We start from the raw sequence: 21397 nt of genomic DNA on the forward strand, positions 1-21397 counted from the left end.
AACCTCAAAACGGGAATGAGCAACAAACCAAGCTTGATCAGCAAAGGCCGGTATGAACTGAAGTTTAGGGGCACAGAGTGCAAAAATTGCGGTCATCCCCTGGATGTTAGTGATAAATACTGCCCCAATTGCTCGCAGGCCAACAGCACCAAAAAATTGGTTCTAAGGGATTTCTGGGACGAATTTTTCTCCAGTTTGATCAACTACGATTCCAAACTTCTCAAAACCCTTTATGCGATGTTGCTAAAACCTGGCATCATCACCAAAGACTATGTTAATGGAAAACGAATTACCTACACCAATCCATTTAGGTTTCTTTTGAGTTTGGCCTTTCTGTATTTCCTGATGGTCACTTATAACAATAGTTTTTCCAATTGGGACAAGGCGGCAGAAAATTATAATAGCAATATTATGAATCCAAGTCCTGTTTCCTTTGATCTAGGAACGGGAAAACTTACTGCGGATAGCACAGAAATGCGAAAACAAACGGAAAAAGCGCTCCAACGGATGGATTCTCTGGGAATGAGTGATGTTCCCGCTACAGCACAATTGCAATATCTGGATAGCATTGGAGTATTTAGCGAAAGATTAGCGCAGAATCAGGCGAATAAAGACTCCATGATGCTGGCTAACCCAAGAGCTTATTTTGATAGTATCAAAAACAAATCTGGAGTTGGTGGACTTGCCCAAAAGATGGAGTTTTTCTCCAAGGTGATTCGGCACGACACCTTAAATAATTTTGAAGAAGCTAGAGACAGATATGGAGTGGAAGAAAAGTTCTCATCAAGATTAGCATTTAATTCAACCGCTAGCTTATTGCGCGTTATTCGTGAACCGGGAAGTTTTGTGAATTCGACCATCTCTAGGCTCCCTTTTGTCATTTTCTTCTTTCTTCCGTTGTTCACTCTTTTCATTTCGATGGTATACATCAGAAAAAAATACACCTACACCGATCATCTGATCTTTAGTTTTCACAACCAGTCATTATTATTTATCTTGCTCATCCTTAGCCTAATAATTGATACTATTTTCAAAACAGCTAGTGCGGGTATCTTTTTGTTGATTTTCGGATTTTACCTGTACAAAGCCATGAGAAGGTTCTATGGCCAAGGAAGGATAAAGACAATTATTAAATACGTATTTCTGAACACTATTTTTGCCTTTTTGGCACTGTTTGTGTTGTTAGGTTTGTTGACAGGAAGCGTCTTTACATATTAGAATTATGTTCACTCAGATTACCAAAGGAATCAAAGTATCGGTGCAAACCACCTTCGAAGGCACATTTTTTAAGAACTATAAAATGCACTACGCCTTTGGATATACCATTACCATTGAAAATCAAAGTCAGGATACCGTGCAGCTTACAGCCAGGCATTGGGATATTTTTGATGCCTTAAAGGAAATGGAGACCGTGGACGGTGAAGGGGTCGTTGGCAAAAAACCTGTCATTAAACCCGGCAAGTCCCATACCTATAGTTCCGGTTGTCTTTTGGCCTCACCCATTGGCGCCATGCGTGGGTATTATCACATGGTAAATTTCACTTCTACGGAAGAATTTGAAGTAGAGATACCTACCTTCAAATTTTCCGCTCCTTTTGCCATAAATTAAAAATTCTTGCTTTTAATTTTCAATTATTCAATTACAATATCCTGTAATTATTAATCTGTAAATCGTTTTTTCTTTTACTACCTTTGGTGGAATTTTTAAATCTTAAAAATACCACTATGGGAAAAGGTTTTTTTCAGGTTCCAACAGCATATAATGAACCTATAAAAAGTTATGCTCCTGGCACACCGGAAAGAGAAGAAGTGCTTCAACAGTATGATACTTACTACAGCGGAAACGTTGATGTTCCCTTGTACATAGGTTCTGAAGAAATCAGGACCGGAAACACCCAAAGCATGTCTCCGCCACATGAGCACGCGCATGTAGTGGGTCAATACCATATTGCGGATAAAAAACATGTGGAGAAAGCCATTTCCAACGGTTTGGAAGCCCGTGATAAATGGGCCAACCTAACTTGGGAACAAAGGGCTGCCATTTTCTTGAAAGCGGCCGATTTGGTTGCTGGACCCTATCGTGCAAAAATCAATGCTGCCACCATGATGGCTCAGTCCAAAACCATCCACCAAGCAGAGATTGATGCCGCCTGTGAGTATATTGATTTCCTGCGCTTCAATGTGGAATATATGTCTCAAATTTATGCGGAGCAGCCAGAGTCTGCAGATGGTATCTGGAACCGTGTTGAATATAGACCTTTGGAAGGATTTGTTTATGCAATCACTCCATTTAATTTTACTGCCATTGCCGGAAACTTGCCCGCAAGTGCTGCCATGATGGGAAATGTGGTGCTGTGGAAGCCTAGCGACAGTCAAGTGTTCTCCGCTAAAGTAATTATGGACGTATTCAAGGAAGCAGGTCTTCCCGATGGTGTCATCAATATGGTTATGGGTGATCCTATAATGGTTACCGAAACCGTACTTTCACACTCGGATTTCTCTGGACTTCACTTTACAGGCTCAACTTTTGTTTTCAAGGAATTATGGAAACAAATTGGGAATAACATCCATACCTATAAAACCTACCCAAGAATAGTTGGAGAAACCGGTGGAAAGGATTTCATATTGGCACACCCAACGGCCAAACCGGAACAAGTAGCTACCGCAATCATTAGAGGTGCTTTTGAGTTCCAAGGTCAAAAATGTAGTGCCGCATCAAGAGTATACCTTCCAAAGTCCACAGCCAATGAGATACTGGAATTGGTTAAAACCGATATCGCATCCTTTAACAAACCAGGGTCACCTGCTGATATGAGCAATTTTATCACCGCAGTGATACATGAAGGTTCTTTTGACAAGTTGGCCAAATACATTGATCAGGCCAAAGCGGATAAAGATGCCGAGATAATTGCGGGTGGTGGATATGACAAATCCAAAGGATATTTTGTGGAACCTACGGTTATTTTGACCCAAGATCCAAAATATACAACCATGTGCACCGAGCTTTTTGGACCTGTGGTTACCATTTACATTTATGAGGATGCCGATTGGGGCAAAACTTTGGAATTGGTGGATAGCACTTCGGAATATGCATTGACCGGGGCCGTCTTATCAACAGATCGTTATGCGATAGAAGAGGCCACCAAAGCACTTCAAAACTGTGCTGGAAACTTCTACATCAATGATAAGCCAACCGGGGCCGTTGTGGGACAACAGCCTTTTGGCGGAGCAAGAGCGTCCGGAACCAATGACAAAGCTGGTTCTGCGCAAAACTTGTTGCGTTGGGTTTCTCCTAGATTGATCAAGGAAACCTTTGTAACCCCTGAGGATTACAGGTATCCTTTCCTAGGTTAAAAATTAACTTACTATCAACTTTAAAGTGCCCTTTTCCATTGAGGAGAAATGGCACTTTTTTTCTGCCGATTTCTTTTGAACTTGCAAATTGTTATCTTTTAAGATAACTTTATGCCGTGGCAAGACAGATTGTATTTTTTGAAAATCACTTTATCGACTTCTATCGCAGACAGGATTCCAAAGTGAAAGGAAAGATTCAATACGTCTTGGAATTAATCAAACAGGTTGAGCGTGTTCCCCAAAAGTTCCTCAAACACATTGCTGGTACCGAGGGATTGTATGAGATCAGAATAGAATATCATTCCAACATATACAGAATCTTCTGTTGCTTTGATGAAGGAAAGTTGATAATTCTCTTCAATGGTTTCCAAAAAAAGACACAGAAAACACCCAAAACAGAATTGGAAAAGGCCAAGGGGCTAATGAAACAATATTTTGAAAGCAAACAATAACCTCATGAATGCAAACAAGAACATACGAACTTTTGAGGAACTCATCGAGCATGAGCATGGAAAAATAGGCACTGAAAATCGCAACAAATATGAAGAAGGTGCCCAAATGTTCATTATCAGTGAAATGTTGAAGGAGGCCAGAAAACAGGCCAACCTCACCCAGGAACAGCTTGCCGAGAGAGCAGGAACTAAAAAGAGCTATATCTCCAAATTGGAAAATGCCAAGGGGAATATTCAACTTTCCACGCTTATCCGGATTTTTGAACAAGGTCTTGGCCGAAGAATAGGATTGACGTTTTTATAACCAAGCATATGAACGCAGAATTATTAAAAACCTACAAGCAGTTGGAAGGCATGCCTCAAACCGAAGAGGTAGTTCAGATTAAAAATCAGATTAAAGAGTCCTTGTACCAGCAATTAAGATTTCATTTCTTGGAACTTTCCAGAATTGGACAAGTTATTGGGTATGATGAGCTCCAGAGCGAACAAAGCAAGGCTATTGAATTGCTCGAAATAGAGAAACAACGAGGAAAATAGTTCCTTGTGAACACAAACAACCCCAAATACAGAGCCTTTTTCCTTATTCCTCCGGAAGTACAACTCCTGGATTTTGCCGGACCCGCCCATCTATTTTATGAAGCCACCCTATATGGGGCTAACATCAAAAATCTCTTTTTGAGTATGTCAGCCACCCATGAAGAGGTGACTTGTGCAGGGGTATCCTTGGGCAAACTGCAGCCTTATGATGCATTTGAATTGGGACCAGATGACCTACTCTTTATACCTGGACTGGAAGGGTGGATTTTTGCAGAGCCAGGCTATGCAGCCAAAAACCAAGAATTCATCCTTTGGTTAAAAGATCAATACAGAAACGGAGCTCAAATTTGCTCGGTATGTACAGGTGCCTATATCGTGGCTTTTGCAGGACTTTTCAATGGCAAAAATTGCACCACTCACTGGAAATATTTGGAAGATTTTCAAAACCGGTTTCCACAATCCAAACTACTAGCTGACCGGTTGATCGTAAAAGATGGGAATTTATATTCCAGCGCAGGTGTGTCATCCGGAATAGATTTGGCCCTTTTTATCTTGGAAGAACTATTTGGGCCGGTGTTTGCCACCAAAATTGCCAAAGCAGTGGTTATTTACCTCCGCAGAACAGACAGTGACCCACAGTTAAGTGTTTTTCTTCAGTATCGGAACCATTTGGACAATCGAATCCACCAAGTTCAAGATTATTTGGCCCAAAATTTGGCCAAGAAGACCAACCTGGACAGCTTGGCAGCCCATGTCCACATGAGTCCACGAAATCTAAGTCGTTTGTTTAAAAAAGTAACTGGAATCACTGTTGGAAGCTATTTGGAAAAACTTCGGGTGGAGCGAGCTGTGCAATTGCTCTCGGATGGCTCCAAAGTGAGTGCCGCGTCATTGGCTTGTGGCCTTCGCAGCAGCAATCAACTTAGGTCATTACTAAAAAAACATACGCATTCCCTTCCTTCGGAATGGCAAGGATAATTGTCCGGATACTGCGCCTAGTTGTCCTTTCTTTAGTTCTTATATCGGTATAATTTTGTTTTATCATCAAACAAGAAACAATGAAACAGTCTTTTTTTATTCTCACGCTACTCTTTATGATTTCCAACGGCATTGCCCAAGATTCGCAAATTCCTTCCACCCAATACATTTGTCCACCATGCAACAGTTCCTGTGATGAAGTGGAACATAATGGTCCGGGCGTTTGTGCACATTGCAATATGGTACTGATTCGAAAGGATTTGTCCAAAACCATAGCCTTTTATCTACAGGACGGTGTGGAAGTTCTTGATTTTGCCGGCCCTATGGAGGTTTTTGTATATTCTGGATACAAAGTATTTACCGTTTCGGCCACTCAGGAGCCTATCATTTCCCAAGGTACGCTAAAGGTAATTCCAGATTACAGTATTAAGAATGCTCCAAAGGCGGATATTTTAGCCTTTTTTGGCGGAAATTCGGGGGCAGCATCGCAGAACAAGGATGTTATCCAGTGGGTTCAAAAACAGGAGAATGTTCAATATCACTTTTCCGTATGCACCGGGGCGTTTGTCCTTGCAGAGGCAGGCCTTTTGGATGGTAAAACAGCAACTACGTTCCACGGCGCCCTAAACGGCTTGGAAAGGAAATATCCCAAGATCGATGTTAAAAAAGATGCGCGCTTTGTGGATAATGGTAAAGTCATCACTACGGCAGGGGTATCTGCAGGAATTGATGGTGCCCTGCACTTAGTAGCCAAACTTCAAGGGTTAAATGCAGCCAAACGTACGGCCTACTATATGGAATACGACAATTGGAAACCAGGTGACGGATTGATTTTGTCCAACGACAGTCCTTATAACCAGTTGGCAAATGCAAGCTTTTTCCGCGAATTTGAAGGGAAGTACGAACATGAGGATGGAAGTCAGATTATAGTTGCCTATAATGGTGTAAAAGAAAATCTGCAAGCGCTGATCAATGGAATTCCCTATCCGGTATATCACGAAAGTGAGGATATGTTCTCCAATGTCAACAGTGAACCCATATACTTTAAAAGAAACGAAGCCAACCAAATTATTGGATACTCACTTACCCAAAATGGGGTGGTATACAAGAAGCTGTAATTACCAATCCAACCAAAGTACATTTACCTAAACAACCTTTGGAAAGGTCATTGTGAATCGCAATGGCCAATAATTCTCAAATTGTAGTCAAAATCTAGTCTATTTTTGACCAACTCAATTTGATATTTCATAGTCAAGCGGTAAAATGATTTGTTCTGCCACTTTTCGCTATTCTTTTCGGTCAAACAATTATTATGTAAATTTAACGTTAAGTAATTGTAAAGTAAATGTAATCTATTTATCTTTAGGAACTAAACCATCAAATTATGACTTCACGGATTCGCATTTGGAGAAAAATGGTGGCTGATAGGTATGAAAGCATATGGCAATACTTGAAGGCCTATGCCAAAAAATGTAGGCTGCTGTATTATGACACCCTGAGTATTTAATGGGATACCTTATATTTTTGGGGTAAATACACCACCTTTTTGGTTTCAAAAAAATCTTCGGAAAAATAATCCTTCAAATCAAAAACTTGGGCGTTTTGATAAGGCTGTAGTTCCTCTGACAGGTCGCCACCTTTCAAGTACAGGATGCCATTTTTTCTATCATGCGCAGCGTCTTTTTTAATTTTCCCTTTGGTCCAACGGACAAAAGTTGGCATGGCGGCAACTGCCCTACTTACAATAAAATCAAATTGTTCCTCCAAGTCCTCAACCCTTGTATGCAGGGCTTTCACATTGTCTAACTGAAGTCCATCCACCACTTCCTGTACCACACGTATTTTTTTGCCAATAGCATCCACCAAGGTGAATTGGACTTCGGGAAAAAGGATGGCCAAGGGAATCCCAGGGAATCCACCTCCAGTTCCCACATCCAACACCGCTGACCCTGGATTGAACGTTTGGATTTTGGCTATTCCCAGTGAATGCAACACATGGCGTAAATACAACTCGTCTATATCCTTTCTGGACACCACATTTATTTTCTTGTTCCAATCCTGATATAATGCCTCCAAAGCCTGAAAATGCCCTTTCTGCATTTCGGTGAGTGTCGTAAAATAGTTAAAGATCAAATCTGAGCCCATTTGCTAACTGTTAATTTCGGCAAAATTAATACTTTTGGGCACCTAATTTTCGTTTAGAAATGGAAGTGGCTATTGCAAGACATTAATAGTTACTTTTATAAAAAAATATTTTATGGAAAAAACCATACGGTTTTCAAGAAAGGATTCCGCACAATTTTTTAGAACACTGAATAAACGGGTTAACCAATACTTTAGTGAAAACCAAATCAAGAAAACCGGTAATTGGAAACTTCACTTGAAAACCATAGTGATGTTCGCCGTCTTTTTGACTCCCTATTTTTTAATGTTGACCTTAAACTTACCATTTTGGGGCTATATATTGTTATCCATAACCATGGGTGTAGGCATGGCCGGAGTTGGGATGAATGTTATGCACGATGGAAACCATGGGTCTTATTCCACCAAAAAATGGGTGAACAAGTTAATGGGAGGCAGTATCTACATCTTGGCAGGTAATGTTTACAATTGGCAGGTACAGCACAATGTACTGCATCATACGTATACCAACATTCACGAGCACGACGAAGACATGGAGGCTGGACGAATCCTTCGTTTCTCCAAGCATGCAGCATGGCAAAAACACCATAAATTTCAACATTACTATTCCATTTTCTTGTACGGACTGTTGACTTTCAACTGGGCCATAACCACAGATTTTCAACAAATGTATCGCTATATGAAGAGAAAGCTCTCTTACGGTAAACTACCCAATCCGGTCATTAATTGGAGTACCTTGGTAATCACTAAGGTTATTTACACTACGATTTGGATTGTTCTTCCATTGATTTTTGTTGAAATTCCTTGGTGGCAAGTACTATTGGGCTTCTTTATCATGCACTATGTAGCCGGAGTGATCCTAAGTGTGGTTTTTCAGCTGGCACATATTGTCCATGATGCGGAAACTCCACTTCCAGAGAAAGATGGAACGATGAAAAATACCTGGGCCATACACCAACTTGCCACAACGGTAAATTTTGGGACGAAAAACAGGATTGTCAATTGGTTTACCGGTGGATTAAACCACCAAGTAGAGCACCATATATTTCCTAACATCAGCCACATTCACTACACAAAAATTTCCAAAATTGTGAAACAGACGGCCAGGGAATTCAATTTGCCATACAACGAATATAAAACTACACGAAAAGCCATAATTTCGCACTTCAAACATTTAAAGGAGTTGGGAAAAAACCCAGCCCTTCAATTTCAGTAAAATAGCAAGGTCAATGAGCAACCAACTTTCTGAAAGAATTAATAGTTTAGTTCCTTCGGCAACCCTTGAAATGGCGGCAAAAGCCCGTGAGCTGAGAGCTTCAGGAAAAGATATTATTGGTTTAAGTCTGGGAGAACCGGATTTCAATACACCAGATTACATTAAGGAGGCGGCCATTCAGGCCATTAACGACGGATACAATTCCTACACTCCGGTTGACGGATATGTAGAACTTAAGGATGCGATCATCACCAAATTCCAACGGGATAACGGTATCAGTTATGACCGCTCGCAGATTGTGGTTTCCACAGGGGCCAAACAAGCGCTTTATAATGTGGCGCAAGCCTGTCTGGACAAAGGCGATGAAGTTATTCTGCCTTGTCCGTATTGGGTAAGCTATAGCGACATTGTAAAATTGGCGGATGGGGTTCCTGTTGAGGTTGCCACTTCCATAGAAAACGATTTTAAAATGACCCCGGAGCAACTGGAGGCGGCGATTACGCCAAAAACCAAAATGCTTTGGTATTCCTCTCCATGTAACCCAAGCGGTTCCATTTATAGCAAGGAAGAATTAAGAGCTTTGGCCGATGTGCTTCAAAAACATCCCCAAATAGTTGTGGTCAGTGACGAAATCTATGAACACATTAACTATGGGGTAACAGAACATGCATCTATGGCAAGTTTTGAAGATATGTATGACCGCACTGTGACCGTAAACGGGGTTGCCAAGGCTTTCGCGATGACCGGATGGAGAATTGGGTATATTGGTGCCCCAACATATATTGCCCGGGCTTGCAACAAATTGCAAGGTCAAGTAACCAGTGGAGCCAACTGTATTGCACAGCGCGCGGTTATTACTGCCCTATTAGAACCACCAAGCAGGGTTCAATACATGGTAGACGAGTTTGAGAACAGACGAAAACTCATTTTGGAACTCCTAAATAACATTCCAGGTTTTAAGTGCAACGAGCCTCAAGGTGCTTTTTATGTTTATCCGGATGTTTCAGCCTATTTTGGAAAGTCATTGAACGGCAAGAAAATTGACAATGCTTCTGATTTTGCGATGTATTTGTTGGAAGAAGCCAATGTGGCTACCGTTACGGGTGATGCCTTTGGAAATGGCAATTCCATCCGTATTTCCTATGCGGCCAGTGTGGACGAAATAAAAGAAGCCATTGCCCGAATTAAGGCAGTTGTATAACCCACCTCTGTAAAAAGAACATAAGAGGGTTTATCTTAAGATAAACCCTTTTTTCATGGGGTCTTTTGGGTCAAGTACAAAGGTGTGCATTCCAGTAATATGGGCAGTCCCTTCAACTTGCGGTATAACAGCGGTAAACGGACCATAGTCCACTTCCTTCACCACACTTCCGATAAATGTAGATCCGGTGATACTTTCTATCACCATCGTCTGTCCAAGTTTTATCTCATTTCTGGCCCAATGAATGGCCATCCTACCAGACACTCCTGAACCCGTTGGACAACGGTCCACTTCACCCTCAGCGAAAATGCAGACATTTCTACTGTCTACCCCACTGGTCTCGGAGCCATCAATAAAAATAGTGCCGTAAAGAAAACTCAAATCTCCCTCAAAAGGATGCAAGATCTCATGGTCTTGCTCCATCACGGCCTGTTTGATATCCATTCCCTTACTTATCAAATCCTGATATGAGTTTGAATCCAGCTCCAATTCCAGCTTGTTTTTCCTAAGATCCACATAGGCATAAAAAGCGCCGCCATACGCCAAATCGTAGGTCACCTCTCCCAATCCTTTCACCGCTACTTTTCTATCCAATCCCACAACAAAGCTGGGCACACAATGAAATCGAACTCCTTTTACTTCTTTACCCTCCATTTCTACATAGGCGTAAATCCGCCCACAGGGAGCGTCAATTTTCAACTCCGTTATTCCCTGTTTTTCATCAACCCACCCCATTTGGACAGCCAAGGTGGAAATGGCAATGATGGCATGCCCACACATGGTACTATACCCTTCGTTGTGAAGGAAAATAATCCCAAAATCGCCCTCTTCGTCATTTGGAGGTAGCAGTATACAGCCATACATATCTGCATGCCCTCTGGGCTCAAACATCAAAGCTGTTCGCAGTTCGTCATAATGCTCCTTGCAATACCTTCGGTATTCCAGCACATTGTTCCCCTTCAATTCTGGGAAACCACCCACGATTATCCGCAGGGGTTCGCCACCCGTATGCATATCTATCGTCTTGATCTGCAACCAGTTCTCAGGCGGATCAAAAGTGCTGTTTTCTAAAATTCTATCATACGTTTGTCCCATTCTTACAATTTGGAATAATAATAGCTTGCAGCAATCAAATCCTCCAAGGCGTGTCCCACGGATTTGAAAAGGGTTATTTCATTTTCTGAAGTCCTTCCAGGAACCGCCTCCGAACACAAGTCAAACAAATCTGCTATGATATCTGACTCCTTCAAAAGTCCATGTTTTAACGGAATAGCGATATCGCCACTTTCTTTGAGTCCACTTTCCCTTGTATCCAAAAAAACCGACGTCCTGCGGATGGTCTCGTCATCAGATTCTCGCATGTTGGGCTTGTAGGCTCCCACCAAATCAATATGCTGTCCGTGAACAAGGTCCTCTCCAAGTACCAAAGGTGTTTCGGAAAGGGTTGCGCAGGACACCAAGTCCACATCTCCAATGCAAGCTGCTACACTGGACACGCTGCAAATTTCAAATGAATCTTGGGAGAGTTCTTGACATAATACCTCTGCTTTTGCTTGGTTCCTACCCCATATAAACACCTTTTTTATGGGTCGAACCGCCGCATGCGCCCTAATTAGATTGACAGACAAGGCTCCGGTACCAATCATAAGCATAGTCTCTGTATTTTCCCTGGACAAAAAAGAAGAAGCCAAAGCAGATGCCGCGGCAGTACGCTTGGCAGTTAAATTCTTTGCATCCATGATGGCCTTTAACACCCCTGTTTTGGCATCCAAGTACAAATAACTTCCCTGAATGGATGGTAGGTCAAATTTGTCATTCCCTGGGTTAACTGTCACTACCTTAACACCAGCTTCATTACCCGGATTCCAGGCGGGCATCAATAGTAAAGTGGTATCTTTTTGAGTTATTGGATTTGGAAAATCGTGATGATGACGTTTGGGAACCAGCATCTTTTTGTTTGCAAATCCTTCTTGCAGAGCACGGGTCAATTCCAAAAAATCAGTATGCTTTTCAATAAATTCTGAGCTGATCTGTAGTGGTTGTTGCATGTCTGAAAAATAGAACTATAATAAATTTCAACAGGACATATCTGCCACAATTTTCCACTCCCCATCAATCTTTCGAAGAATAATCAAAAATACCCCATCGGCATCACCAGCTTTTCTCTTTAAATGATATTGCCCCATAACGTGATAGGAGTTGGACTCGATCTTCGTCACGTCATCAATAGTGAAATTCAAGGTTCCGGTTTCATCCTTGGTTGGATATCTTTTTTGGTAACCTTCCAGCGTTTTTTGCCAACCCAAGGTCAAACCATTAGCTCCATAAAACTTCAAGGAATCACTCTTCCAATAGGTTTGCATAAATCCCTCTAAATCGTGATTGGACCAGGCTTTTTCCTGATTTCTTAATAAGCTAATAATTTCAGCTTTATCCGCTTCTTGTGATGTATTGCAAGCCATGCATAGGAGCAACGCTCCAATAAGGAAAGTAAATAGTTTATTCATGATGTCCAGTTAATTTACTTCGGAAGGGAAAGCTACGTTTTTTTCCAGAAATATGGGGTCAGTAGGATAAGAACTGTAAAAAGCTCCAACCTGCCCAAAAGCATAAGAAAGCCACACCACCATTTGCCTGCTGCCGGAAGACTGGCATAGTTACTTACTGGATTTAGGTCTCCCAAAGCAGGCCCCACATTACCCAAAGAAGAGGCGGCACCACCTATAGCGGAAACAAAATCCAACCCCATAAAACCCAGCACCAGAGATCCTATGATAAATAACAGCATGTAAAGCACGAAAAAGGCGATAATATTGTAAACAATATGCTCTGTGACTGTCTTTTCGTTATACCGAACAGGAATTACGGCATTGGTGTGTAAGGTGCGCTTAAACTCCAAAATCCCATTTTTGATGATCAATATGTGCCGCATTACCTTGATTCCACCAGCAGTGGATCCCGCTGACCCTCCCAAGAACATCAAACCAAAAAAGAAAACGGTCAAAAAAGAGGTCCAACTTGTAAAATCAGCTGTCACAAAACCCGTAGTGGTCACAATAGCCACCACTTGAAACAAGGCATGCCTAAACGCACTTTCCGCCGCTCCCCAAACCATGGGGTGGAAATCGGAAACCGGGACCTCAACTTTATAATTCACCACCAAAAAGGCAGCTACAGAAAATAGCACTATAAAAATTGTATAGTACTTAAACTCTTCGTCCTTGAGTATTCGTTGGATTTTTCCTGTGAACGCAAAATAGCTCAACACAAAATTGCTCCCTGCCAAGAACATGAATACAATGGTGATGTATTGAATAATAGGCTGATGGTTCCAGTAGGCCAAACTGGCATTTTTGGTAGAAAACCCACCTGTGGAAAGCGTTGCCAAAGCGTGGTTCATGGCATCAAAAAGAGACATCCCAGCCAACTTTAACAGTACAGTCTCAGCTACGGTGTAACCAAAGTAAATGAGCCACAATCGCTTTGCGGTATCGGTTATACGAGGGTGTAATTTATCTCCCGCTGGGCCTGGTGCTTCTGCCGCAAAAAGCTGCATTCCCCCTATTCCCAAAAGCGGTAAAATGGCAATGGCCAATACGATTATACCCATCCCTCCTATCCAATGGGTCAGGCTGCGCCAGAATAAAATACCTTTGGGCAATGCCTCAATATCATTTAAAATAGACGCCCCGGTCGTGGTATATCCTGAAATTGTTTCAAAAAAAGCATCTGTGATACTCGGGATAGCTCCAGAAAAAAGGTAGGGCAAGGTTCCCGAAAGGGACATAATGATCCAACCAAAGGTCACTACAATATAGCCCTCTTTCCGTTTGACTTCCTTTCTATGTCCCCGGGTATAGAACATAGCCATGACCCCAAATAACATGGTTACGATGGCCGCTAAACTAATATCCAGAGTTACGCCATCCTTGTACAGTCCACTAACAAAGGCCGCAACCAGCATAAAGGAGCCGTTGCAAAGGAGCAACAGACCCATGATGTGAACTATAATGCGAGTATTAAGGCCCATTATAAGAAGAGCTTTTCAATCCTTGGGATGGCTTTGGGTAGGCAACAGACCACAACGCGGTCCCCTTCCAAAATTTTGAAATCCCCAAGGGCAATAATACCTTTTCCGTCCCGGATTACGCCCCCAATACTGGCTTCCCTGGGGAAGTTCAATTCCTTGATTATTTCTCCATTGACCAAGGAAGTTGGCTTGACTTCAAACTCCAAGATCTCGGCGTTAAGGTTATTTAAACGGGTAAGGGCCAAGACCTCTCCTCTACGGATATATCTAAAGATATTATTGGCTGCCAGTAGTTTTTTATTGATAAGTGTATCCACACCAATGGATTGGGAAAGTTGGAAGTAGTCCATATTTTCCACCATGGCAATGGTCTTCTTTATTTTTTTTGATTTAGCAACCAAGCAGGACATGATGTTGGTTTCCGAATTTCCTGTCACCGCTATGAACGCATCCATGGAATCCAAACTCTCCTCGTCCAATAGCTCCACATTCCTTCCATCACCATTGATGACCAAGGCATGAGGAAGATCATCCGCAATATCAAAGGCCTTTTCCTTGTCCTTTTCAATCAACTTTACATTGAATTTTTTGGTGCAAAGATCTCTAGCTGTCTTGAAACCTACCTTGCTGCCACCCAAGATCATCACATTTTTGATCTCCTTTTTCTGCATTCCCGTAAGTTTGTAGAGCTCCTCTACCCCTTCACTGGTGGTTATAAAGTATACTTGGTCCCCTTCCTTAAAAATGGTATCACCCCTTGGAATTAAGGTAAATTGGGTACCCATCCGTTGCAGTGCAATGGGCATAAAGTGCAGTTCTGGAAAGATTTTGGCAGCTTCTTTTACCATCTTGCCCACAAATGGGGCTGCTTTAGGAAGAAAAACGCCTATCATGGTCAATAAGCCGCCCTCAAATTCATAGGTATCATTAAAAGCAGACTGATTCAATAATAGCTGAATCTCCGTGGCCGCCAATTCTTCGGGGGATATCAATTCATCAATTCCTAACTCATCAAACTTGATAAGCTCCCTATTGTCCATGAACTCGGTATTGGAAATCCGGGCAATGGTACGTTTACATCCCAGTTGTTTCGCCAACATACAAAGGGTCAAATTGGTAGTTTCCGAAGCCGTAACCCCAATAACCAATTCGGAGCTTTGCACCTTCGCATCACGTAAAACTTCTATAGAAGTGGCATCGCCTCGCAGTACTCGGATATCCAAATGATTGTCCGCATAGGTAAGGCTTTCCTTGTCCGTATCGATCAAGGTGATAGCCTGCGCTTCATAAGACAAGAGTTTTGCCAAATGAAAACCTACTTCACCAGCTCCGGCTATAATAATCTTCATCGATTAAAATAAGATGTTCTTAAATAAATTCAATTCGCGCTACAAATGGTAAAAAAGAATAGAGATTTTGGTCCAAAAAGACACATACGTAACATGATACGGAAAAGCTTTCCTTTGTTGTACGGCAAAATTACACAATTATTTTTGTACGCCTTCCATATACCTAAGTTGTATATTTGCCAGCAAATTCTGTGAATGTCAAAAAAAGTCATCCCATACAAGGATTCCGAGCTAGGAAAAAAGGAACAGGTAACCCAAATGTTCGACACCATTTCCAAGGATTACGATGGACTTAATCGGGTTATTTCCTTTGGCATTGATGTAAAATGGCGCAAACGGGTTGTGGAAATTCTTAAAGGGAAAAAACCAGGGTCGATATTGGATATTGCCACCGGAACCGGGGATTTGGCCATTGCGATGACTGCAACAGGTGCCGAACATATAGTGGGTTTGGACATTTCTCCTGGAATGTTGGAGGTTGGAAGAACCAAAATCACTAACAAAAAGCTTGAAAATACCATTGAAATGGTGGTAGGCGATAGCGAAAACCTCTCTTTTGAAGACCAATCCTTTGATGCCGTTACGGTAGCTTTTGGGGTTCGAAATTTCGAGAATCTTGAAAAAGGGCTTCAGGAAATACATCGAGTTTTAAAACCTGGTGGCAGTTTGGTCATTTTGGAGACTTCTGTACCTACAAAATTCCCGTTTAAGCAAGGTTACCGGTTATACTGCGGCTATATCTTGCCAGTTATAGGTAAAATTTTCTCTAAAGACCGGTCCGCCTATGCTTATTTGAGCGAATCTGCTTCCCAGTTTCCACACGGTAAAGCTTTCAACAATATTTTGGCCAAAATTGGGTTTATAGGTATAGAGAACAAACCCCAGACATTTGGGGTGGCATCTATATATGTCGCGACAAAATAATTTGATGAAAAACCTCTTATCGTTCCTTGGCCTGCTACTGGTATGCCAAAGTGCTTTGTCCCAATTCAAAAAAGACCCCATTCTAAATCTTCAGACCGAGGATCAGAAGTTGTTGAACTGGGGTTACTATTTAGGGTTTAATCAATACGATTTCCAATTTGATTACAAAAACAATGTAGGTCAAGACATTTTGGTAGATAAGAGCATGGGCTTTAATGTCGGGTTGATTGGTGAGCTACGGATCAACGAATTTTTGGATGCCCGTTTTGAACCTGGACTTTTGTACACCCAAAGAGTCCTTGGATTCCCAGGGTTTACCTCCGAAAATGATGCCTTCAGGGAAGTTCGTTCCACCTATATCCGTTTTCCCTTATTGGTCAAGGCCAGTGCCAAACGTTTTGGCAACTGGAAACCTTTTGTCACCGGAGGTGTTTATACGGCCATGAATCTTGGCAGCAAGGAGGACAGCTTAGACGACAACAGCACGGGCGAATTCCGAATGAAAAAGAATGTCTACGGATACGAATTGGGCTTTGGTATAGATATCTACACAGAGTATTTTAAATTCTCCCCTTCCATAAGAGGTGTCTTTGCCCTAACAGATGAATTGGTACCTGACAATGACCCCAACAGTCCTTGGACAGGTAACATCAATGCCATGCGTACCCGTGGATTTTTCATCAATTTCACTTTTGAGTAGTTGGATAGTGAAACCCTAAATTCCAATTCGCAAATTCCAAAACTCAAAATTCAGAATTAAGAATTCCTCCTAATCTCGTTGAGAAGAATCGCCGTTGCGGTTGCCACATTCAAACTTTCCGCTGATTGTACGCCAAACTGTGGAATAGACACTCGATTTGCAACAGTTTTTTCCACTTCTTGAGAAATTCCGTTGGCCTCATTGCCCATGATCAGAATCCCCTTTTCGGGAATGTCCTCCTGATAAATCGTTTCCCCATCCATAAAAGCTCCATAAATTGGAAGCTTCGTTGCCTTTAGGAAATCCGGTAATTCCACATAGTCTATTTGTACCCGAGCTATAGATCCCATGGTAGCTTGCAATACTTTTTGATTATAGCAATCCACGGTATCTGGAGAACATACCAAATGCTTGATTCCAAACCAATCACACAATCGGATGATCGTGCCCAAATTCCCGGGATCCCGTACCGCATCCAAAGCCATTACCCAATCTGCTTCCTGTACTTCCTTGGGTTCGGGCATATGAAAAACACCCAATACCCCACTGGGAGTAGTAAACCCGCTCATTTGTTTTAAATCCCGGTTATTCACAGTTACTGCTTCTTCAATATCCATCCCTTTAAAGGCCGGGTCAATAAATATTTTGAAGGGAACCAATCCCTCTGCCAACAACTCACTTACCGACTTTTTACCCTCCACAACAAAGAGTCCATGTTGAGTTCGGTACTTTTTTTGCTGTAAGCTTGTAACTAGCTTAATTTGGTTTTTGGTAACCATCTAAATCGTGTATTTTTGGCGTCTATGAGGGGTTCTTATGGTCTAATGCATTACTGGGCAAAAATAGGGCTATTGTTGCTTATGCTGACCATGCTGGGTTGCAATACCCTAAAAAAGGTGGAGGACAACGAATTACTGCTCACCAAGAATTCCATCTACGCCGATGATGAGAAAATCACGGATGAAGACATTCGAAGCCTAATCGTCCAAAAACCCAATAGCAGTGTTTTGGGGTACCCCCTTCGGCTAAATCTCTATAATTTGGCCAAGGACAATCCTGATTCTTCATTTACCGATTGGCTTCATCGAAAAGAAAAAAGAGAAAAACGCCTTAACAATCTGCTTTCCCAAAAACAGGTAAACCGTCTTAGAGAGTCTTTTGTGGTTAAGGGTGCCAGTGAATTTCTAAATAGAATTGGCGAACCTCCTTCGATAATCGATACCAGCCTAACCCAAAAGACCGTAGATCGTTTGCAGGCCTACTACAACAGTAAAGGCTATTTTAACAACACCGGAAGTTTTGACATTGTAAGGAGCAAAAGAAAAAAACGGGCGGGAATTGAGTACAAAATCAATCTGGAAAAGCCATTTATGGTAGACACAGTAATCACCAACATTACTTCGCCAGAATTGGATTCCATTTACAACAAAACCGTAGAACAATCCTTTGTGAAGGAAGAGGATCAATTTGATTTACTAAATTTTAATAATGAGCGGGAACGTTTGACCATCCTTTTCCGAAATTCTGGAGTATATAATTTTCAGGAAAGCTCGATCAACTATGATATATTAAGGGATACCACCCTAGCTGCTGATGATCAATTGATGGATGTACAACTAAACATTCAAAAACCGCGAAGCACCAATGATAGTACGGCCCAAAGTCCTTATCGCATCCATCGTTTCAAAAAAATCAATGTATTTGCCGATTATCAAATAGTCGGGAACCAAGATTCCCTTAACACTTTGGAATACGGTAACTATACCATTTATTATAACAACAAGCTCAGATACAGACCAAAAGCACTTACGGATGCCATTTTCTTTCAAAAAGATAGTATCTATCGAGATTTGGACCGGATTAGGACCTATAGGCAAATTACCAACCTAAACACCTTTAAGTATCCTAATATCGAGTTTATACCGGATTCTACACAGGCCCAGCTTATTACCAATATTTATCTGGCTCCAAGACCCAAGTTTTCCTTGAATCTGGATTTTGATGTAACCCATTCCAACATTCAGCAAGTGGGTACAGTGTTTGGCGCCACCGTGATAACCAGAAATGTTTTTGGGGGAGCGGAAACCTTGAATATATCAGCTAGAGGTTCCATCGGTTTGTTGAAAAACCCTTCACTTTCTGATGAGACTTTTACGTCTGAGCTGGGGGGAGATATCAATATCACTTTTCCGCGTATTTGGTTTCCGTTGAACACCGAGGGTATCATTCCTTATTATATGCTACCCCAAAGTCGGTTTTTGGTGGGTACCAATTTTCAACGTAACCTAGGGTTGGACAGGCAAACCTTCAACACGGTTCTGTCCTATAACTGGACTCCGTCCTTAAGCTTGAAAAACAATATTGAACTGATGAATGTGGAGTTTGTCAGAAATGTAAATCCAGATAACTTCTATAATGAGTATCGAAATACCTTCAATAACCTAGATGTAATTGCAGATCCCTTTGACACCGATCCACAATATGCATCATTTTTTGAGGATTCCGGTGATACCGATGACCCTTTCCGTTTAAGTATTCCGGATGGAGCAAACGGATTTGTGCAAGCGGTATTGAACAATGAAATTCCGGTATCCACCGATAACTTTAATGAAGTCAACAGCATAGAGGAACGCCGACAACGGCTTACGGAAAACAACCTGATTTTTGCCAGTAACTACACCTTTACCAAAAATAGTAGGACGGACATCAATGACAATGACTTTTACCAGCTTCGGGTCAAACTAGAAAGTGCAGGAAACCTATTGTCTGCCTTGGAAGATGTGGTTCCCTATAATAAAAATGACGATGGACAGCTCTTGGTTTTTGGTGTTCCCTTCTCCCAATATATCAAAACGGAGTTTGATTACATTCGACATTGGGAACTTTCGGAGACCGATGTGTTGGCCTTCCGGAGCTTCTTTGGGCTAGCAGTGCCTTATGGCAACTCTGAAAGTGTGCCATTTGTCCGAAGTTATTTTGCTGGAGGCTCCAATGACAACCGCGCTTGGAACCCTTATGAATTGGGCCCTGGAAGCACGGACAACATCAATGATTTTAATGAGGCCAACCTAAAAATTGCCATGAACCTGGAATATCGGTTTCCTATTGCCGGTGATGTAAAGGGTGCTTTGTTTGCCGATGCCGGGAACATTTGGAATGTCTTTGACAACGAGGATAATCCAGATGCTGTATTCAATGATTTCAACTCCCTGGCAGACATCGCCTTGGGAACAGGATTAGGACTACGATACGATTTTACTTACTTCGTTTTTCGACTGGATGTGGGCTTTAAAACATACAATCCTGCCGAGGAATGGTCCAAACGCTGGTTCAGGAATTACAACCTCAGTGATGCCGTATTCAATATCGGAATCAATTATCCTTTCTAGACTAATTATTTTATTACTTTTGTTCCTTGATTTAACCCATAACTAACTAAAATTATGTCCCATAATATTAAGCCGGGAGTAGCCACAGGAGATGAAGTTCAAGCTATTTTCAACCATGCAAAGGAACACGGATATGCACTGCCTGCCGTAAATGTAATTGGTTCAAATACCATTAACGCAGTTTTGGAAACTGCCGCTGCACTAAACTCACCCGTAATTGTCCAATTCTCTAACGGAGGGGCCCAGTTCAATGCTGGAAAAGGACTATCAAATGATAATCAGAGAGCTGCTGTTCTTGGAGCTGTGGCCGGTGCCAAGCACGTGCACCAATTGGCTGAAGCTTACGGTGCAACTGTTATTCTTCATACCGACCACTGTGCGAAAAAATTATTGCCTTGGATTGATGGGATGTTGGAAGCCAGCGAGGAGCATTATGCAACCACAGGCAAATCGTTGTTTAGTTCACATATGATTGATTTATCCGAGGAACCCATTGAAGAGAACATCGAAATCTGCAAAAAATACTTGGAGCGCATGAGCAAAATGGACATGACATTGGAAATTGAGCTTGGTGTTACCGGAGGCGAGGAAGATGGTGTGGACAATACCGATGTGGACAGCTCCAAATTATATACCCAACCTGAGGAAGTGGCCTATGCCTACGAGGAATTGTCCAAAGTGAGCCCAAAATTCACCATTGCGGCGGCTTTTGGTAATGTTCACGGAGTGTACAAGCCTGGTAACGTTACATTGACACCGAAAATCTTGAAAAATTCGCAGGAATTTGTTTCCGAGAAATATGAGGTAGAGCACAATCACATCGATTTTGTATTCCACGGAGGTTCCGGTTCTTCGGTTGAAGAAATAAGGGAATCCATTGGTTATGGTGTAATTAAAATGAACATCGATACGGATTTACAGTATGCATTCCTATCCGGGGTGCGTGATTATGTTCAGGATAAATCGGGCTATCTTCAAGCTCAAATTGGAAATCCGGATGGGGATGACCAACCCAACAAGAAATTTTATGACCCTAGGGTTTGGCTACGTGAAGGAGAAAAAGCATTTGTTGAGCGCTTGAAAAAAGCCTTTGAAGACCTAAATAACGTGAATACGTTGTAATTG

General features: G+C 41.9%; 21 protein-coding genes. 14 read left to right on the forward strand and 7 right to left on the reverse strand.

The genetic code is table 11. The features are described from left to right. Positions 1-15: 15 nt before the first annotated feature. The 8 genes from FGG15_RS16645 (at position 16) to FGG15_RS16680 (ending at position 6439) form a co-directional block, all read left to right on the forward strand. On the forward strand, positions 16-1218 hold the full coding sequence (locus FGG15_RS16645) for a DUF3667 domain-containing protein (RefSeq protein WP_138838428.1): 1203 nt from the start codon (positions 16-18) through the stop codon (positions 1216-1218). A gap of 4 nt (positions 1219-1222) precedes the next feature. Next, positions 1223-1609 carry a Co2+/Mg2+ efflux protein ApaG gene (gene apaG / locus FGG15_RS16650; RefSeq protein ID WP_138838430.1) on the forward strand — a complete coding sequence of 129 codons (387 nt, stop codon included), beginning with the start codon at positions 1223-1225 and terminating at the stop codon, positions 1607-1609. A 116-nt stretch (positions 1610-1725) separates the two neighbouring features. After that, entirely contained in the window at positions 1726-3354 is a 1629-nt protein-coding gene (gene pruA / locus FGG15_RS16655; RefSeq protein ID WP_138838432.1) for an L-glutamate gamma-semialdehyde dehydrogenase, read from the forward strand. 116 nt (positions 3355-3470) lie between these two features. Continuing rightward, a complete protein-coding gene (locus tag FGG15_RS16660) occupies positions 3471-3806 on the forward strand; it encodes a type II toxin-antitoxin system RelE/ParE family toxin (protein WP_138838434.1) in 336 nt (111 codons plus the stop codon). 4 nt (positions 3807-3810) lie between these two features. Beyond that, entirely contained in the window at positions 3811-4110 is a 300-nt protein-coding gene (locus FGG15_RS16665) for a helix-turn-helix domain-containing protein (RefSeq protein ID WP_138838436.1), read from the forward strand. Positions 4111-4118: 8 nt separating this feature from the next. After that, on the forward strand, positions 4119-4343 hold the full coding sequence (locus tag FGG15_RS16670) for a hypothetical protein (protein WP_138838438.1): 225 nt from the start codon (positions 4119-4121) through the stop codon (positions 4341-4343). 6 nt (positions 4344-4349) lie between these two features. Further along, positions 4350-5321 (forward strand): GlxA family transcriptional regulator, encoded by a 972-nt coding sequence (locus tag FGG15_RS16675; RefSeq protein ID WP_138838440.1) that lies wholly within the window; start codon positions 4350-4352, stop codon positions 5319-5321. A gap of 80 nt (positions 5322-5401) precedes the next feature. Continuing rightward, positions 5402-6439, forward strand: coding sequence for a DJ-1/PfpI family protein (locus tag FGG15_RS16680; RefSeq protein WP_202619583.1), 1038 nt, complete (start codon positions 5402-5404; stop codon positions 6437-6439). Between the two features lie 385 nt (positions 6440-6824). On the opposite strand, the gene rsmG is transcribed toward FGG15_RS16680, so the two are convergent. Continuing rightward, positions 6825-7466, reverse strand: coding sequence for a 16S rRNA (guanine(527)-N(7))-methyltransferase RsmG (gene rsmG, locus FGG15_RS16685; protein WP_138838442.1), 642 nt, complete (start codon positions 7464-7466; stop codon positions 6825-6827). Positions 7467-7578: 112 nt separating this feature from the next. Between rsmG and FGG15_RS16690 the strand changes: the two genes are divergently transcribed. Continuing rightward, a complete protein-coding gene (locus tag FGG15_RS16690) occupies positions 7579-8679 on the forward strand; it encodes a fatty acid desaturase family protein (RefSeq protein WP_138838444.1) in 1101 nt (366 codons plus the stop codon). A 13-nt stretch (positions 8680-8692) separates the two neighbouring features. After that, positions 8693-9880 (forward strand): pyridoxal phosphate-dependent aminotransferase, encoded by a 1188-nt coding sequence (locus FGG15_RS16695; protein WP_138838446.1) that lies wholly within the window; start codon positions 8693-8695, stop codon positions 9878-9880. A 30-nt stretch (positions 9881-9910) separates the two neighbouring features. Here the strand turns inward: FGG15_RS16695 and FGG15_RS16700 are convergent, their stop codons facing one another. Genes FGG15_RS16700 through trkA form a run of 5 tightly spaced genes read right to left on the reverse strand, consistent with a single transcriptional unit; the run spans position 9911 to position 15259 of the window. After that, the gene (locus tag FGG15_RS16700) at positions 9911-10975 is read right to left on the reverse strand and encodes a proline racemase family protein (protein ID WP_138838448.1); all 1065 of its coding nucleotides are present in this window, start codon (positions 10973-10975) and stop codon (positions 9911-9913) included. Positions 10976-10977: 2 nt separating this feature from the next. Then, positions 10978-11928, reverse strand: a complete 951-nt coding sequence (gene lhpI / locus FGG15_RS16705; protein WP_138838450.1) for a bifunctional Delta(1)-pyrroline-2-carboxylate/Delta(1)-piperideine-2-carboxylate reductase — start codon at positions 11926-11928, stop codon at positions 10978-10980. A 27-nt stretch (positions 11929-11955) separates the two neighbouring features. After that, positions 11956-12387, reverse strand: coding sequence for a YybH family protein (locus FGG15_RS16710; protein ID WP_138838452.1), 432 nt, complete (start codon positions 12385-12387; stop codon positions 11956-11958). Between the two features lie 32 nt (positions 12388-12419). Beyond that, the gene (locus FGG15_RS16715) at positions 12420-13910 is read right to left on the reverse strand and encodes a TrkH family potassium uptake protein (RefSeq protein ID WP_138838454.1); all 1491 of its coding nucleotides are present in this window, start codon (positions 13908-13910) and stop codon (positions 12420-12422) included. After that, the gene (gene trkA / locus FGG15_RS16720) at positions 13910-15259 is read right to left on the reverse strand and encodes a Trk system potassium transporter TrkA (RefSeq protein ID WP_138838456.1); all 1350 of its coding nucleotides are present in this window, start codon (positions 15257-15259) and stop codon (positions 13910-13912) included. The genes FGG15_RS16715 and trkA overlap by 1 nt, the downstream gene beginning before the upstream one ends. Positions 15260-15454: 195 nt before the next feature. On the opposite strand from trkA, the gene ubiE reads away from it, so the two are divergent. Then, entirely contained in the window at positions 15455-16183 is a 729-nt protein-coding gene (ubiE, locus tag FGG15_RS16725; protein ID WP_138838458.1) for a bifunctional demethylmenaquinone methyltransferase/2-methoxy-6-polyprenyl-1,4-benzoquinol methylase UbiE, read from the forward strand. A gap of 4 nt (positions 16184-16187) precedes the next feature. After that, positions 16188-16883, forward strand: a complete 696-nt coding sequence (gene porT / locus FGG15_RS16730) for a type IX secretion/gliding motility protein PorT/SprT (RefSeq protein ID WP_138838460.1) — start codon at positions 16188-16190, stop codon at positions 16881-16883. Between the two features lie 56 nt (positions 16884-16939). On the opposite strand, the gene FGG15_RS16735 is transcribed toward porT, so the two are convergent. Beyond that, complete coding sequence (locus FGG15_RS16735) at positions 16940-17662, reverse strand: TrmH family RNA methyltransferase (protein WP_138838462.1); 723 nt, start codon at positions 17660-17662, stop codon at positions 16940-16942. A gap of 24 nt (positions 17663-17686) precedes the next feature. Here FGG15_RS16735 and tamL point away from each other — a divergent pair, with 24 nt between their 5' ends. Further along, positions 17687-20272: a translocation and assembly module lipoprotein TamL gene (tamL, locus tag FGG15_RS16740; RefSeq protein WP_138838859.1), complete on the forward strand. Its 2586-nt coding sequence runs from the start codon at positions 17687-17689 to the stop codon at positions 20270-20272. 54 nt (positions 20273-20326) lie between these two features. Beyond that, positions 20327-21394: a class II fructose-bisphosphate aldolase gene (gene fbaA / locus FGG15_RS16745; RefSeq protein WP_138838464.1), complete on the forward strand. Its 1068-nt coding sequence runs from the start codon at positions 20327-20329 to the stop codon at positions 21392-21394. Positions 21395-21397: the final 3 nt, after the last annotated feature.

It is taken from the genome of Flagellimonas algicola, assembly GCF_005937185.1.
In the GTDB taxonomy this organism is placed as follows: domain Bacteria; phylum Bacteroidota; class Bacteroidia; order Flavobacteriales; family Flavobacteriaceae; genus Flagellimonas; species Flagellimonas algicola.

Excerpts from the sequence above, each read along its gene's own strand:
- FGG15_RS16645 (WP_138838428.1), top strand. The coding sequence starts at position 16 with ATGAGCAACAAACCAAGCTTGATCAGCAAAGGCCGGTATGAACTGAAG.
- apaG (WP_138838430.1), top strand. The coding sequence starts at position 1,223 with ATGTTCACTCAGATTACCAAAGGAATCAAAGTATCGGTGCAAACCACC.
- pruA (WP_138838432.1), top strand. The coding sequence starts at position 1,726 with ATGGGAAAAGGTTTTTTTCAGGTTCCAACAGCATATAATGAACCTATA.
- FGG15_RS16665 (WP_138838436.1), top strand. The coding sequence starts at position 3,811 with ATGAATGCAAACAAGAACATACGAACTTTTGAGGAACTCATCGAGCAT.
- FGG15_RS16670 (WP_138838438.1), top strand. The coding sequence starts at position 4,119 with ATGAACGCAGAATTATTAAAAACCTACAAGCAGTTGGAAGGCATGCCT.
- FGG15_RS16680 (WP_202619583.1), top strand. The coding sequence starts at position 5,402 with ATGAAACAGTCTTTTTTTATTCTCACGCTACTCTTTATGATTTCCAAC.
- rsmG (WP_138838442.1), bottom strand. The coding sequence starts at position 7,466 with ATGGGCTCAGATTTGATCTTTAACTATTTTACGACACTCACCGAAATG.
- FGG15_RS16690 (WP_138838444.1), top strand. The coding sequence starts at position 7,579 with ATGGAAAAAACCATACGGTTTTCAAGAAAGGATTCCGCACAATTTTTT.
- FGG15_RS16695 (WP_138838446.1), top strand. The coding sequence starts at position 8,693 with ATGAGCAACCAACTTTCTGAAAGAATTAATAGTTTAGTTCCTTCGGCA.
- FGG15_RS16700 (WP_138838448.1), bottom strand. The coding sequence starts at position 10,975 with ATGGGACAAACGTATGATAGAATTTTAGAAAACAGCACTTTTGATCCG.
- lhpI (WP_138838450.1), bottom strand. The coding sequence starts at position 11,928 with ATGCAACAACCACTACAGATCAGCTCAGAATTTATTGAAAAGCATACT.
- FGG15_RS16710 (WP_138838452.1), bottom strand. The coding sequence starts at position 12,387 with ATGAATAAACTATTTACTTTCCTTATTGGAGCGTTGCTCCTATGCATG.
- FGG15_RS16715 (WP_138838454.1), bottom strand. The coding sequence starts at position 13,910 with ATGGGCCTTAATACTCGCATTATAGTTCACATCATGGGTCTGTTGCTC.
- trkA (WP_138838456.1), bottom strand. The coding sequence starts at position 15,259 with ATGAAGATTATTATAGCCGGAGCTGGTGAAGTAGGTTTTCATTTGGCA.
- ubiE (WP_138838458.1), top strand. The coding sequence starts at position 15,455 with ATGTCAAAAAAAGTCATCCCATACAAGGATTCCGAGCTAGGAAAAAAG.
- porT (WP_138838460.1), top strand. The coding sequence starts at position 16,188 with ATGAAAAACCTCTTATCGTTCCTTGGCCTGCTACTGGTATGCCAAAGT.
- FGG15_RS16735 (WP_138838462.1), bottom strand. The coding sequence starts at position 17,662 with ATGGTTACCAAAAACCAAATTAAGCTAGTTACAAGCTTACAGCAAAAA.
- tamL (WP_138838859.1), top strand. The coding sequence starts at position 17,687 with ATGAGGGGTTCTTATGGTCTAATGCATTACTGGGCAAAAATAGGGCTA.
- fbaA (WP_138838464.1), top strand. The coding sequence starts at position 20,327 with ATGTCCCATAATATTAAGCCGGGAGTAGCCACAGGAGATGAAGTTCAA.